Raw genomic sequence first — 13973 nt, 5'->3', positions numbered from 1 at the left:
CGTCTGCGGCGGTTGGCCGATTGCCCGGCCGCTGGCCGTCTGCGGTGGCGGGCCGTCTCCGGTGCTGGCTGCCTTCGGCGGTGGTCCGTCTCTGGTGGCTGGTCGCCCCCGGCGGCGGGCTGCCTGCGGTCGTTGACTGCCTGCGGTGGCTGATCGCCTTCGGCGGTTGGCCGTCTCCGGTGGCTGATCGCCTCCGGCCGCTGGCCGTCTGCGGCGGTTGGCCGATTGCCCGGCCGCTGGCCGTCTGCGGTGGCGGGCCGTCTCCGGTGCTGGCTGCCTTCGGCGGTGGTCCGTCTCTGGTGGGTGGCCGTCCCCGGCGGCGGGCCGCCTGCGGTCGTTGACCGCCTGCGGTGGCTGATCGCCTCCGGCGGTTGGCCATCTCCGGCGGCTGGTCGTCTGCGGCAGCTGGCCGTCTCCCACCACCGGCCTCCGAAGGACCCGGCCGCCTCCGGCCCCCGAAGGCCTCCGGCCACTGGCCGTCCCCGGCCGTCGGGCGGTTGGCCGTCTCCGGCTGTCGACCGCTGATTGCCTCCGGCAGTCGAAGACCCCGGCCGCCGTCCGGTCGCTGACCAGCCTCGGTGGCCGGAGGCCTCCGGCCACCGAGGACGTCCGGTCATCGGCCGCCCCCGGTCATCGGCCGCCCCCGGTCAGCGGAGGTCCCGGACCTCCCCCCCCCGTACGCACAGAGCGAAGGATCCGGCGCCGGGATCACCGTTGCGCTGGTCGAAGGAGAAGGAGTAGTGATGGCCGTCAACGTGCCGCGACCGCCGTTCGATCCCGAGTTGGAGGCCGTGCTCGTGGCTCTCGCGGATCAGATTCCCCCGACGATGACCGCGGAGATGATCCCGGACATGCGCCGGGAGGGACCCGCTGAGGTCACCGACGAGATGCTCGACGGCGCCGGTCTGACCCGGCGTGACTTCCCGGTGCCGGGACACCTGGGCGACGAGATCACCGTCTCGGTCATCACCCGCCAGGATCACCAGGGGCTCGGGCCGGGGATCTACCACACGCACGGCGGCGGGATGGTCTCCGGCAACCGGTTCTCCGGGCTGGGCCAGGTCCTCCCCTGGGTCGTCGAGCACGACGCCGTGCTGGTCACCGTCGAGTACCGGCTCGCGCCCGAGCACCCCGATCCCTATCCGATCGAGGACTGCTACGCGGGGCTGCAGTGGACGGCCGAGCACGCCGGACCGCTCGGGATGGACCCCGACAGGCTGATCATCGCCGGGCAGAGCGCCGGTGGCGGTCTCGCCGCGGGCGTCACGCTGCTGGCACGCGACCGGCGGGGACCGGCCCTGGCGGGCCAGGTCCTCATCTACCCGATGCTCGATGACAGGGACCGTACGGTCTCCTCGGCCCAGTTCGACGCCGTCGGCGTCTGGGACCGCGGGAGCAACGTCATGGGCTGGACCGCGCTCCTCGGGGAGCGGCGCGGGACCGACGACGTGTCGGTCTACGCCGCGCCCGCCCGCGCCACCGACCTCACGGGGCTGCCGCCCGCGTTCATCGACTGCGGCTCGGCCGAGGTCTTCCGGGACGAGGACGTCGCGTACGCGACAGCGCTCTGGCACGCGGGTGTGCAGGCCGAGCTGCACATCTGGCCCGGCGGATTCCACGGCTTCGACCTGGCCGCTCCCCACACCGCTCTCGCCCACGCCATGACGGCCGCGAGGAATTCCTGGGTGGCGCGGACCCTGGGTTCCTGAGACGGCGCCCGCTCGCGAACCCCGATAAGCTGCGGGGAAAGCGGAGGAGAGCGGTTGCAGCAATTGGCCGGACGGCTGAATTCACTCGATCCGGAGGCGGGCGAAATTCTGCGGATCGTGTCGTACTTCGACGTCCTCATCTCCCGGGGTGCCGGACTCGACGGGCTGCTGCGCGGCGCCGCGGTCCTCTCCGGAGCTGTGGCCGGGGCCGAGGTCCGCGGGCGGGTGACCCGGCGTGATCCCGACGGGCGCCGGCCCGCCGCGACCACCGACACGGCCGACGTCCCTGCGCGTTCGGTCCGCAGGTCCGGCGCGGAGTGGACGGTGTGGCTGGAGCGCGAGGGGGAGCGCGAGGGGGAGGGGGAGGCGGACGCCAAGGACGAGATGGTCGTGGAGCGCCTCGCGTTCGGCGTCGAGCTGCTGGAGGCGCGCCGCCGTCCCGACGGCGGCCTCGACGCGGTCATCGACGCGGCCCGCCCGCTCGCCGAGCGGGTGACGGCCCTCGCGCAGCACCGGCTCGACCCGGCCAGGCCCGTGCGGATCCTGGCGACCGGGGCGGACTCCGCCGAGATGGCCGCGCCCTCGGCGATCGTCCCGACCCGGTACGGGCTCCTGCGGGCCACGCTCGACACCTCCGGCAAGCTCAGCCCGCCGGAACCGGCCGGGCTCGGGACCTGGGAGCGCGCCGACCGGGCACCCGAGTCCTGGGAGGGAGCGGTCGTCGCGCTCCGGCTGGCCGATGCCTCCGCGCCGACCGTCGACGCGACGGATCTCGGCGCGATGCTGCTGCTCGCGCAGACGTACGACCCCCGGACCCCGCACGGGGACGTGCGCGCGCTCGCCCGCCTCGACGGGCGTTCAGCGGACGTGCTCCGCACGTTGGTGGAGGCCGACAGCATCCGCTCCGCCGCGGCCGTCCTGGGCATGCACCACTCCACCGTGCAGGCACGCAACGAAGCGCTGACGCACGCCCTGGGCTACGACCCGCGCACCAACGTCGGCAGGATGCGGTACATCGCCGCAGAACTGCTGCTGCGCCTCACCGGCCCGGAGGATCCGCCAGCTGGCGGGTGACGGCCCCGGAAACCGCCGCGATCGGCGGGCGACCCCGGGCCCTGCGGCCCGTAGCTTGGCGGCGGATTCACCACAGGCTTCGGGAGGAGAGGTTCATGAGCTGGCCAGCAGGGGAGGCGGCGCTCGTCACCGGCGCGGCGTCGGGCATCGGACTCGGCGTCGCCCGCGCGCTCGTCGCCGAGGGGACGAGGGTCGCGCTCGTCGACGTCGACGAGGCGCGGCTCGCCGAGGCGGAGAAGTCCCTGCGGGACGCCGGTGGCACGGTGCTGGCCGTGCCGTTCGACATCAGCGACATCGATCGGTGGGAGACGGTGGCCGACCGCGCCGAGGAGGCGCTCGGCCCCGTCTCGCTGCTGTGCAACGTCGCCGGGGTGAACGGCGGCGGGGCGGCAGACCGGACGCCGCTCCAGGTGTGGCGCTGGGTGTACGGCGTCAACATCGACGCGCAGTTCGCCTCCGTCGCGGCCTTCCTGCCGCGGTTCAAGAGCCGGGGCGGCCGCGCCCATGTGCTCAACACGGCCTCGGTCGCCGGGGTGGTGCCGATGGCGGGCGTCGCCGCCTACGCCTCCTCGAAGTTCGCGAGCACGGGGCTGTCGATGGTGCTGCGCGAGGAACTCGAGGGCACGGACATCGGCGTCTCGCTGCTCATCCCCGGCGCGGTCGCCACCCCGATCAACTTCAACGCCGGGGAGGCCGAGGCGAAGCTGCTCGGACGGCGGATGGAGCCGGCCGTCGCCGAGCGGAACAGCGCGCTGCTCGCCCAGGGGGCCGACCCCGACCGCGTCGGTGAGCAGGTGGTCGAGGCCGTGCGGCAGGGCCGGTTCGTGATCGTCACGCACCGCGAATGGGCACCGTTCGTGGCCCGCGCGCACCAGGAGATCGAGCGCGCCTACGAGGAGTTCGACGGCCGCCACGGCCCGGACCCGGTCGCGACCGCCATGGCGGCGGGCGAGCACACCATCTCCTCGTAGCGCCGCACCACACCGTCAGCGGCCCCCCGCGGCGATCTCGGCCAGGGCCTCCACGGCGCGGTCGAGTTCGGCCTCGGTGTTGTAGTAGTGCGGCGAGAGCCGTACGAGCGGGTGGACGCCGCGCTGCTCGGTGTCGAACTGGGTCTGCGCTGGATCGGTGACCGTGACGTTGACCCCGCGCGCGGCGAGCGCCTCGGCGGCCTCGGCCGCTGCCATGCCCGCGACCGCGCAGGTGACGATCGCGCACCGTCGCCTCCCGAGGTCGTGGGTGGTGACGCCGGGCACGGCGTCGAGGGCCTCGCGCAGCCGGGCGCCGAGGGCGAGTGCGCGGGCGCCGATGGCGTCCATGCCGAGCTCCAGGGCCTGTTCGGCGGCGGCGCCCAGCCCCAGGACGTTGGCGTAGGAGTTCTCCCAGGTCTCGAAGCGGCGTGCGCCCTCCTGCCAGCTGAAGCCGCGCTCGCCGTCCCAGGTGGCGGAGGCGACCTCGGCCACGTACGGCTCCAGGTGGGCGTGGGCCTCGGGGCGCACCCACAGGAAGCCGGTGCCGCGCGGGCCGCGCAGGAACTTGCGGCCGGTGGCGGTCAGCATGTCGCAGCCGATCTCCGCGACGTCCACGGGGAACTGGCCGACGGACTGCGTGGCGTCGAGGAGGAAGGGGACGCCCGCGGCGCGCGTGAGGCGGCCGATCTCGGCGGCCGGGTTGACCAGCCCGCCGCTGGTGGGGACATGGGTGACGCCGACCAGCCGGGTGCGGTCGTCGATCAGGTCCGCCAGGGCCGCGGTGTCGAGCTGTCCGTCCGCGTCGTCCGGGACGACGACCACCTCGGCCCCGGTGCGCCGGGCGGCCTGCAGATAGGCGAGGACGTTGCTGCCGTACTCGGCCCGGCCGGTGAGGACGCGGTCGCCCGGCTTGAGCTCCAGGGAGTAGAACGCGGCGTTCCAGGCGTGCGTGGAGTTGTCGAACAGCGCGATCTCCGCCGCCCGGCCGCCCACCAGACGGGCGAGGTGCCCGTGGACGGCGTCGATACGGTCCCGCTCCTGGTCCGCCGCCTCGTAGCCGCCGATCGTGGCCTCCAGCTCCAGGTGGGAGGTGACGGCCTGGAGCGTCCGCCGCGAGAGGAGGCCCGCGCCCGCGTTGTTGAGGTGGATGCGGTGCGCGGTGCCGGGGGTGTCCTGCCGGAGAGCGTCGATGTCCATGCCCTCACCGTTCCAAAGGGCCTCTCTTCAGTAAAGTGAATGTTTCTGGAGGGGACAGGTCAAGAAAACTGAGGGATGGGGTGAGGGCCGTGTACAACCTGCGCCGCCTGGAGGTGCTGCGCGAGCTGAAGCACCGGGGCACGCTGGCCGCCGTCGCCTCGGCCATGTCCTACAGCCCCTCCGCCGTCTCCCAGCAGCTCACGCTGCTGGAGTCCGAGGTCGGCGCGCCGCTGCTGGAGCGGGAGGGCCGCGGCGTCCGGCTGACCCCGCAGGCGGAGATCCTCGTGGCCCGTACGGAGCGGGCGCTGCGCGAACTGGAGCGCGCCGAGGCGGAGATCGGGGCCTCGCTGCGGGAGGTGACCGGAACGATCAGGGTGGCGGCCTTCCAGACCGCGATGCTCGCCCTGCTGCCCGCCGCGCTGACCTGGCTGCGGGAGCACCACCCCCGGGTGCGCGCCGAGGCCACGCAGGCCGAGCCCGACACCTCGCTGCCCGGGCTGCTCACCCGGGACTTCGACCTCGTGCTCGACGAGACGTTCCCCGGCCACGCGCGCCCGGCCCGCGCCGCCGAGTTCGAGCACACCTGCTGGGCGAGGACCCCATGCGGCTGGCGACGGCCGACCCGGTGGCGTCCCTCGCCGAACTCGCCGGGCACCCCTGGGCGATGGAGCCCGTCGGCACCCCCGCCCGTACCTGGGCGGCGGGCGTGTGCCACGCCGCCGGGTTCGAGCCGGACGTCGCCTACGTCTCCGCGGACATGCTGGTCCATGCGCGGCTGGCCGAGGAGGGCCACGCCGCCGCCTTCCTGCCGGACATGCTCTGGTACGACCGCGCGCCCGGCCTCGTCCTCGACGGCTCGGCCGGACACACCAGGACGGTGCTCGCGACCGTACGCGCGGGAGCGGGGGAGCACCCCCTGGTCCGTACGTTCCTCGCCGCGATCCGCCACGCGCTCGGCGACCTGCCCGCCCGGGGCGCGTGACGGGGTGCGGGGCCGAATACCACCGCTCGATCGGGTGATCGGTGTGTGTGGCGATACGACCGGCCGGTGCGGGGCGGCCGACGATACGCAGGTACGAGGACCGCCCCGGGCGCCGACCGTCGCGCCCACCCCTCGAAGGAGCGCGCGCCATGCCCGCCCGAGCGACCCTCTTCCGCGCGCCGCCGCGGCGTCCGGCCCGCACCGCCCTCGGACTCCTGGGCGGACTCGCGCTGCTGTCGGGGCTCCTCGCCCCGCTGTCGGCCGCCGCCCAGGCCCCGGCTCAGGCCCCGCCTCCGTCCTACCTGGAGGAGGACTTCAAGGGCGCCACGGCCCCGGAGTTCCTCGGCTACGGCTCGGCCTGCCTGACGGGCGCCCCGGCCTCCAGCACCGCGCCCCTCTCCGGCACGCACGTCCTGGGCGGCTGCCCGGCGCCCTCCCAGCCCGGTGGCCCGGTGCCGCCGCCCGGCGCGGACGGGCACGGCTTCCTGCAGCTCACCGACGCCAGGACCGACCAGAGCGGCGCAGCCCTCTACAACAGGCCCATCCCCGCCGAGGACGGACTGGTCGTCAGCTTCGAGCAGTGGCAGTACGGGCCCACGGCCGTCTTCAACGGGGAGAAGCGGCCCGCCGACGGCATCTCGTTCTTCCTCGTCGACGGCGCCGCCACGCTCGACACCCCCGGCGCCTTCGGCGGCAGCCTGGGCTACGCGCAGAAGAACGACCCCACCGAGGGGGTCGTGCCCGGCGTCGACAAGGGGTACGTCGGCATCGGCCTCGACGTGCTCGGCAACCACTTCAACGACGGCGAGGGACGGGGCAGCGGCGGCTGTCCCGCGGGGAAGCCGTCCCCGGCCGGAACCGCGTTCCCCACGATCTCCAGCACGGGTCCCAACATGGTCACCGTGCGCGGCCCCGGCGACGGGCTCGACGGATACTGCTTCCTCGACGCCACCTACACCGGCAACCACTCCGACACCACCGGCTGGGAGTCGAGCCTGCCCGGCCAGCTCCACGGGCCGGCCACCGAGGTCTCCTCCGACCCCGTCCAGGCCGAGCGCGACCTGGAACCCTCCAAGCGGACGGTGACGGTCGAGATCACGCCCGCGCCCGACCCGGTTCTGACGGTGTGGATCGACTTCCACGACGGCAAGGGCGCGCAGCAGGTCCTCCGCACGCCCGCGCCGGGGCCGGTGCCGAGCAGCTACAAGTTCGGCTTCGCCGGATCCACGGGCGTCTGGTCCAACGTCCACCTCATCCGCAACATCGTCATCGGCCGGCCGGCCCCCTCGCTCAGCCTCACCAAGTCCGTGCCCGACGACCTTCCCGTACCGCTGAAGGAGGGCGACTCCGTCCCGTACTCCTACACGGTCACCAACACGGGAAACACGGAGCTGGAGGACGTGCGCGTCACCGACGACCGGCTGGGCCCGGTCTCGTGCCCGGAGACGAGGCTGGCGGTCGGGGCCCGGATGACCTGTACGGGGACGGGCACCGTCACCGCCGAGGACGCGGCGCGGGGGCACGTGACCAACGTCGCCACCGCCACCGCCACGCACGACGGCAAGGAGGTCGGCCCGGAGAAGGACGACCTCACCCTGCCGGTGCGCGGGCCGGGCGGCACCGTCACCGTGCACAAGGTCGATGCCCGGAACGGTCGTCCGCTGACCGGCGCGGTCTTCCAGCTCTGGCGCGAGACCAACGGCGTCGCCGGGCTCCAGACCCGGGGGCCCGCCCCCGACACGAAGTCCGGCAGCGGCTGCGCCACCGACACCAAGGGGCTCTGCGTCTTCGCCGGGCTCGCGCGCGGCACGTACTACCTGCTGGAGACCGCCGTCCCCGACGGCTACCGGCTTCCCCGGAACCCGGTCACCGGCCCCTTCACGATCACGAAGGACGAGCACCTCACGAAGCGGATCGCCAACCCCCGCGACACCTGCGGCAAGGGGAAGGGGAAGGGCTGCAAGTGACGGACCCCGCCGCCTGACGCGTCACGCGGACGCGTCAGGCGGAGGCGTCGGCGTCGATGTCCGGGCGCGGGGTGTGCTTGGCCATCCAGCCGCTGACGAAGGTGATGGCGGTCGGCACGAGCGCGAGGATCAGGGGTTCGAGCGCGTCGGGCAGGCCGCTCACCAGGCCGTTGTTGTCCTGGATCGCGGTGAGCACGGCGAGCAGTCCGACGCTGGCGAGGAACGCGGCGACGGAGGAGGCGGTGACCTTCTTCTCCACGGGGGCTGAGCGTTTGACGTCCATGAGGGGCCTCCTGCCGGTCGGGAGCGTGCCGCCCTGGTGTCTTTGACGTACTCCAGGCGGTGCGGCCTGTCGAGACCGGCCTTGCGGAGGAGGCGCTGTTTCCGCAGCTTGAGCCCCATCCGTCCCTTCTGCTCCCCCTGCAACATCCTGCAGTGCGCGATCTTGAAGGGTCCGCCGGAGCGATTTCCGGCGTGGGGCCGCCGGTTCGGCCCTACGTTGGGCGCACCCCCAGGGGCGAGGGGCCGCGGACGCACCGCCCCCGGTTGACCGCGGCCCCTCGGTGGGGGAGTGCGCTCAGCGCGCGTGCAGGACCCGGAAGCTGCCGGGCGCCGACGGGTCCCGGTCGACGACCTGGACCGGTGCTTCGGCCCACTGCCGTACGCCGATGCCCGGCGTACGGGAGAACCGGATCCGCCCCCGGGTGCCCTCGACCTCGACGTGCCGCCAGGCTTCGGCGACCCGCGCCCGGTCCTCCGTGCCGTGGGAGCGCAGCACTTCGGCGAGGACCAGCACCGTGTCGTAGCCCTCGAAGGCGACGAACGAGGGTGCCGCGCGCAGCCGTTCGCGCAGCGCCGTCTCCACGCGCGCGCCGAGCGGCCCGAGGCGTGCGGGCAGATAGCGCAGGAAGGGGACCCCGGCGCCGTCGTCGCCCAGCAGCTCCGCCCAGGAGGCGAACTCCGGCTGCCCGGCCGGGGCGCCCAGCAGCACCCCGGCGAGGCGCGCGTCGCCCCGGACGGACCGTACGAGCGGGACCGCGGGCTCCGGGTGGCCGACCAGCAGGAGGAGGGCCGTCGCGCCGTGCGCGGCGAGTTCGTCGCAGACCGCGGCGGGGGTGAGCGCGCTCGCGTCGAGCGCGAGGACTGTGCCGCCGTGCGGCGCGAGGGCGTCCCGCAGGACGCGGGTCCCGGACGCCCAGTAGACGCTGGGCGCGGCCACGACGGCGACCCGGCGGTGCCCCGCGCCGAGGAGGAAGTCGGCGTAGAGCCGCCACCCTTGGGACTGCGGTGGGGCGAGGCGCGCGACCCGTTCCGTCGGCTCGTCGGTGAGCGCGTCGAGCACCGCCGACGAGCAGAGGAACGGCAGCCCGAGCGCGTCGGCCCGCGTCGCGGCCGTCCGCGCGACGACGCTGTGGTACTCACCGGCGAGGGCGGCCACGCCCAGCCCCGCCAGCTCGTCCACGGCCGCCGCGGCCTTCGCCGGGTCGGCGGCGGTGTCGCGCACGACCAGTTCGAGCGGCCGTCCGCCGATCCCGCCACCGTCGTTGACGTCACCGGCGGCCAGTTCGAGCCCGGCGAGCAGATGCTGCCCCGCCTCGGTCCAGCCGGGCGGGGTGAGCGGAGCGAGAACGCCGATCCGGACGGCTTCTCCGGACGGCGGTGGCGCGTTCATCTGCGGGCGTCTCCTCAGGGGCGGTCCGGGCCGGGCCTCCCCGGGCCGCGGAGTGAGCGTCGGCGAGGCCGAGCGTAACCGAGGGGCGCCGAACCGGTGCTCCTCCGGGGGGCTTCGGCTCGGTCCCCCCCCCGGGTACGCCTACGCGATCGTCCGGAAGCGGGCCATCATGCATTCGTCCTCGTGGTCGATGAGGTGGCAGTGCCAGACGTAGCCCCGCAGCTCATGGCCCATGGCGCCGGTGAAGGCCGCGTCGGGGTCGAAGCCGAGTTCCTCGGCGGTGGGCCAGCGGATCATCACGCGCGTCACGGTGTCGACGGGGCACCGGACGGTGTCCTTGGGCCCGCTCTCCCACGCCGCGGGGCGCTGCGGGCGGGCGCTCAGGAACGGGTCGGGCACGGGCGCCCAGCGGGTGCCGCGTGCGGGCATCGGGTTGGCACGTACGTAGGCATCCACGTCGAGTGCCTGACGGTTGATGATGCGCATGTCCACCAGGTGCAGGTGGATGGGGTGTTCGTCGACGGAGGTGTTGACGAACTCCCAGACCTCGGTCGTGCCTTGGCGGGGCATCTCGATCGGTTCGTCGTGGAAGCAGAGGTTGTTCAGCGTCATCCCGGTCTGCATCGCGTGCTTCGGCACGTTCGGCCGGTCGTCCATGTTCAGGGTCACGACGCGCCTGCGCCGTGGCGTGCGGACCGGCGCGAGCAACGGGGGCTGCCGCCGCCCGCCACGGAGCCGCCCGGGCACCCCGCCGGGGCGGCGCGCGGTGCTCCCCGCGGTGAACCGCATGACCCGCGGCAGCACCGTCGCCCCGGTCAAGCGCTGGATCGTGTCGGACGGATACTCGTCGTTGGACAGCTCGACGCTCTCGCCCGGGTTCAGGCCGGAGAAGTCCACCAGGATGTCGTAGCGCTCGGCCGGCATCATCCTGACCGCCGACGTGCGCACGGGCGCGTCCAGCAGGCCACCGTCGTTGCCGATCACCCAGAAGGGCGTCCTGTCGCTGAAGAACAGGCGGTAGGTGCGGAAGTTGGAGCCGTTCAGGAGCCGGAAGCGATAGAGCCCCCGCGCCACCCGCAGATGGGGCGTGACCTTGCCGTTGACGGTCGTGGTGTCCCCGATCATCACCCCCTCCCACTGGCCGTCGCGAAGCTGCCGCTGGCACCGGTAGTTCACCGACCCGTCCTCGTGGAAGCGCCGGTCGGCGATCACCAGCGGGATCTCGAACTCTCCGCTCGGCAGCCCCAGGGGGTTGGTGGCCGACCCGGTGTCGAAGGTGTCGCGCAGCCAGTACGAGGCCGCCAGCCCCGCCGCCACGTTCAGCCGGGTGATGCCCATGGAGTGGTCGTGGTACCAGAGACCGGCGGCTTCGATGTGGTGGGCGAACCTGTACGTCTTGGACTCGCCGGGGCGGAAGGTGTCCCCCGGGTGCCCGTCGAACTGCGGCGGGGTCAGCGCGCCGTGCACATGGACATTGGCGCGCGGCCTGGTCCGGTCCTCTTCGGTCGTCCCGTCCAGCGCCACGTCGACGTACTTGTCGAACAGGTGGGTGCCGAGCCTGTTGTCGAACGTCAGGCTGACCGGTTCACCGGCGTGCACCTGGAGGGTCGGCCCCAGGACCTCGGCGCCTCCGTACGACCAGGTGGGCGCCACGTCCAGCTCGCGGTGGAAACGGTGCCTCGACTCTCCGATCGTCACAGTCCGGTCGCCTTCGAGCACCTCGGGGATCGGCAGCTCGTCCACGAACGGCTTGAGCTCCGGCGACGGGGCACCTCCCCTGGGGCCGGGGGCGGCACTCGCCGTTTCGCTCGTGGCCGCCGCCAGCGTCGCCAGGCCGGCTCCTACGAAGGTCCGGCGCGACAGGTTCGGTCGCATCAGGCGCTCCTTGCCCATGTTGACTACAGAAGGTAATGGAACACTACCCATTGTGACGACATGGGGGTGGTACCCATGACCGCGCCGGTTACGGGGTCTCGCCGGGGACCGACAGGTAGGTCTCCTGCAGCCGGGCCAGGACCGGGTGCTCGGTGGCGAACTCCGCGTCATCGATCCCCGACAGGGGGCGGACGCCGATGCTGGTGTTCGTGGCGAAGGCCGCCGCCATGCCCTTGGCCTGATCCAGGGTGACGGTGGTGACCCGGTGCGCGGCGTGCCGCTGGAGCAGTGCCATGGTGATGCCGGGCAGCACGTCGGCCCGCGGCCACACGACGTCGCCGTCCTGATCGACGAATCCGACGTTCCAGGTGCCGCCCTCCGACACGAGGCCGTCGCGGCCGACGAACAGCGCGTCGCCGAAACCCGCGAGCTGCGCCGCACGCCGAGCACGCAGGGGACCGAAGAGGCCGACATGCTTCACCGCGGGCAGGTCGCGTTCGTACGGCACGCTCATGGCGCGCAGCGGCGCCGGAGGCATCGCGCCCGCGTCTCGTACGGACACCATCGCGTGCGGCTCGCCGGTTCCTGCCGGGTGACCCGCCTCGGCCTTCGGGTCGTAGACCGTGACGCGGACGACGCACGGCTCGGTCCGGCCCTCCAGGGCGTGCCTGACGTGTTCACGCACCCGGTCGGTGTCCAGACCGGCGCCCCACACGACCTCGCAGTCACGCACGAGGCGCTCCATGTGCAGCGTCAGGCCGCGGATGCCGCCGTCGGCATCGACGCGCATGGAAGTGAAGTGGCCGACGTTGGTCAACGCCAGGGGAAGCAGATCGTCCGCTGACATGAGCTTGCCGTCGAGAGTCGCCATGCGGCCCAGCATGTCAGCCGACGGGCGGAAAACTCACAAAGAGGGCGCGCCTTCAGTCCCCGGACCGCGAACGTACGCGCGCTGTCCCCTGCTGTGTCCCCTGCTGGAAAAATGGGGGTTGCCGATGGGGCGGGGGTCGAGCAAGGTCGTGCGAGGTTCTGCACGTACGGGAGTCGAGGGGGACGTATACGTGAACGCGCGCGCCGATGAGGATCGGTGGATCCGGCGGTTCCATCCCGCGCCGGAGGCCGCGACGAGGCTGGTCTGCCTGCCGCACGCGGGCGGTTCGGCGAGTTTCTACTTCCCGGTGTCCAGGGCGCTCGCCCCGCAGGTCGACGTCCTGGCGGTGCAGTACCCGGGTCGCCAGGACCGCCTGGCCGAGCCCTGCGTGGAGAGCATCGCGGACCTCGCCGACGCGGTGACGGAGCGGCTGCTGCCCTGGGCCGACCGGCCGTTGGCGGTCTTCGGGCACAGCATGGGGGCCACCCTCGCCTTCGAGGTGGCGCTCCGGCTCGAACAGCGCGGCATCACCCTCCAGGCCCTGTTCCCCTCCGGCCGCCGCGCGCCCTCCCGGCACCGCGAGGAGACGACGCACCTGCGCGACGACGCGGGGCTCGTGCAGGCGGTCAAGGAGCTCGGCGGCACGGAGTCCCAGATGCTGGACGACGAGGAACTGCTCCGCGCGGTGCTCCCCGCCATCCGCAGCGACTACCGCGCCGCGGAGACGTACCGCTACCGGCCGGGGCCCCCGCTGAGCTGCCCCGTCTACGCCATGGTGGGAGACAGCGACCCGAGGGCGAGCGTCGACGAGGTCCGCTCCTGGGGCGACCACACCGAGGAGCGCTTCGAGCTCCAGACGTACCCCGGCGGGCACTTCTATCTGAACGCCCAGGCACCCCGCGTCGTCGACGCGATCACCCGGGCGCTCACGGCGACTTCCCGCACCGCCTGACGCTCATCCGACCAGGCGCAGCCACTCCCTCGCGAGGGCGGCGTGGCCCGCCGGGGTCGGGTGGACGCCGTCCTCGGACCAGTGCTCCGGGCCGGTCGTCGCGGCGAGACCGGCGAAGAGCCCGTCGGCGGCGAGCAGCCGCGCGCCGTACGTACGGGCGAGTCCGCGTACGGCCTGGATCTTCGGGTCCAGGTCGGCGCGCCACTCCTCCATGACCTCCGGGCCGAGGAACGAGTCACCGACCTCGATCGGGCCGCGGACCGGCAGCAGGAACGGCTCGATGAGGATCAGCTCGGCGCCCGTCGCCGCGAGCGGCGCGAGCAGCCGGTCGTACCCGGCGGTGAACTCCTCGACGGGGATCACATGGCCGTCCGGCGCGTACGTGTGCCAGCCGACGTCGTTGATGCCGACGAGGACCGAGACGACGTCCGGGCGCGCGTCGAGCACGTCCGTCCGCCAACGGGCTTCGAGGTCCCGCACCTTGTCGCCCCCGATCCCGGAGTTGAGCCAGGTCACGGCCCGGTCCGGGTGGCGCAGGCCCCACTCGCCCGCGATGTGCAGCGGGTAGCCGAAGCCGAGCCCCCGCTCGCTCTCCAGCCGCTGGCAGTCGGTGATCGAATCGCCGGTGAACATCACGGTGCTTCCCGGGCGGAGGGTGAGGGTCATGCGTGCTCCTTCTTCTTGAGATCGGTCGGTCGTCGAA

At 73.3% G+C, this 13973-nt stretch carries 13 protein-coding genes and 1 pseudogene; 7 read left to right on the top strand and 7 right to left on the bottom strand.

Annotated features, from left to right (window positions below; genetic code table 11):
• Positions 1 to 743 precede the first annotated feature (743 nt).
• From ACGF3A_RS34205 to ACGF3A_RS34195, 3 genes are all read left to right on the top strand, one after another.
• Positions 744 to 1709, top strand: a complete 966-nt coding sequence (locus ACGF3A_RS34205; protein ID WP_393734334.1) for an alpha/beta hydrolase — start codon at positions 744 to 746, stop codon at positions 1707 to 1709.
• A gap of 54 nt (positions 1710 to 1763) precedes the next feature.
• On the top strand, positions 1764 to 2783 hold the full coding sequence (locus ACGF3A_RS34200) for a hypothetical protein (protein ID WP_393734333.1): 1020 nt from the start codon (positions 1764 to 1766) through the stop codon (positions 2781 to 2783).
• Between the two features lie 95 nt (positions 2784 to 2878).
• A complete protein-coding gene (locus ACGF3A_RS34195; RefSeq protein ID WP_393734332.1) occupies positions 2879 to 3754 on the top strand; it encodes an SDR family NAD(P)-dependent oxidoreductase in 876 nt (291 codons plus the stop codon).
• A 15-nt stretch (positions 3755 to 3769) separates the two neighbouring features.
• Here the strand turns inward: ACGF3A_RS34195 and ACGF3A_RS34190 are convergent, their stop codons facing one another.
• Positions 3770 to 4951 (bottom strand): aminotransferase class V-fold PLP-dependent enzyme, encoded by a 1182-nt coding sequence (locus ACGF3A_RS34190; protein WP_393734331.1) that lies wholly within the window; start codon positions 4949 to 4951, stop codon positions 3770 to 3772.
• Positions 4952 to 4986: 35 nt separating this feature from the next.
• Between ACGF3A_RS34190 and ACGF3A_RS34185 the strand changes: the two are divergent.
• A pseudogene (locus ACGF3A_RS34185) lies at positions 4987 to 5169 on the top strand (LysR family transcriptional regulator); the annotation flags it as partial.
• On the opposite strand, the gene ACGF3A_RS34180 reads toward ACGF3A_RS34185, so the two are convergent.
• Positions 5121 to 5456 carry a hypothetical protein gene (locus tag ACGF3A_RS34180; protein ID WP_393734330.1) on the bottom strand — a complete coding sequence of 112 codons (336 nt, stop codon included), beginning with the start codon at positions 5454 to 5456 and terminating at the stop codon, positions 5121 to 5123. The pseudogene ACGF3A_RS34185 and the gene ACGF3A_RS34180 sit on opposite strands and share 49 nt — an antisense overlap.
• A 96-nt stretch (positions 5457 to 5552) precedes the next feature.
• Between ACGF3A_RS34180 and ACGF3A_RS34175 the strand changes: the two genes are divergently transcribed.
• Both ACGF3A_RS34175 and ACGF3A_RS34170 read left to right on the top strand, forming a co-directional pair.
• Positions 5553 to 5933 (top strand): LysR substrate-binding domain-containing protein, encoded by a 381-nt coding sequence (locus tag ACGF3A_RS34175; protein WP_393734329.1) that lies wholly within the window; start codon positions 5553 to 5555, stop codon positions 5931 to 5933.
• 149 nt (positions 5934 to 6082) lie between these two features.
• The gene (locus ACGF3A_RS34170; RefSeq protein WP_393734328.1) at positions 6083 to 7900 is read left to right on the top strand and encodes a SpaA isopeptide-forming pilin-related protein; all 1818 of its coding nucleotides are present in this window, start codon (positions 6083 to 6085) and stop codon (positions 7898 to 7900) included.
• Positions 7901 to 7934: 34 nt separating this feature from the next.
• Here the strand turns inward: ACGF3A_RS34170 and ACGF3A_RS34165 are convergent, their stop codons facing one another.
• The 4 genes from ACGF3A_RS34165 to ACGF3A_RS34150 all read right to left on the bottom strand — a co-directional run bounded on the left by ACGF3A_RS34165 (position 7935) and on the right by ACGF3A_RS34150 (position 12318).
• A complete protein-coding gene (locus tag ACGF3A_RS34165; protein WP_393734327.1) occupies positions 7935 to 8183 on the bottom strand; it encodes a holin in 249 nt (82 codons plus the stop codon).
• A gap of 294 nt (positions 8184 to 8477) precedes the next feature.
• Complete coding sequence (locus tag ACGF3A_RS34160) at positions 8478 to 9572, bottom strand: ABC transporter substrate-binding protein (RefSeq protein ID WP_393734326.1); 1095 nt, start codon at positions 9570 to 9572, stop codon at positions 8478 to 8480.
• Between the two features lie 141 nt (positions 9573 to 9713).
• A complete protein-coding gene (locus tag ACGF3A_RS34155; RefSeq protein WP_393734325.1) occupies positions 9714 to 11447 on the bottom strand; it encodes a multicopper oxidase family protein in 1734 nt (577 codons plus the stop codon).
• A gap of 88 nt (positions 11448 to 11535) precedes the next feature.
• A complete protein-coding gene (locus ACGF3A_RS34150) occupies positions 11536 to 12318 on the bottom strand; it encodes an aminotransferase class IV family protein (protein ID WP_393734324.1) in 783 nt (260 codons plus the stop codon).
• Between the two features lie 190 nt (positions 12319 to 12508).
• Here ACGF3A_RS34150 and ACGF3A_RS34145 point away from each other — a divergent pair, with 190 nt between their 5' ends.
• The gene (locus ACGF3A_RS34145; protein WP_393734323.1) at positions 12509 to 13270 is read left to right on the top strand and encodes a thioesterase II family protein; all 762 of its coding nucleotides are present in this window, start codon (positions 12509 to 12511) and stop codon (positions 13268 to 13270) included.
• 3 nt (positions 13271 to 13273) lie between these two features.
• On the opposite strand, the gene ACGF3A_RS34140 is transcribed toward ACGF3A_RS34145, so the two are convergent.
• Entirely contained in the window at positions 13274 to 13936 is a 663-nt protein-coding gene (locus ACGF3A_RS34140; protein WP_393734322.1) for an SGNH/GDSL hydrolase family protein, read from the bottom strand.
• Positions 13937 to 13973 lie beyond the last annotated feature (37 nt).

The sequence above is a fragment of the Streptomyces sp. NPDC048172 genome, assembly GCF_043202595.1.
Lineage (GTDB): Bacteria > Actinomycetota > Actinomycetes > Streptomycetales > Streptomycetaceae > Streptomyces.
This window is presented reverse-complemented; position numbering and strand designations above follow the sequence as displayed.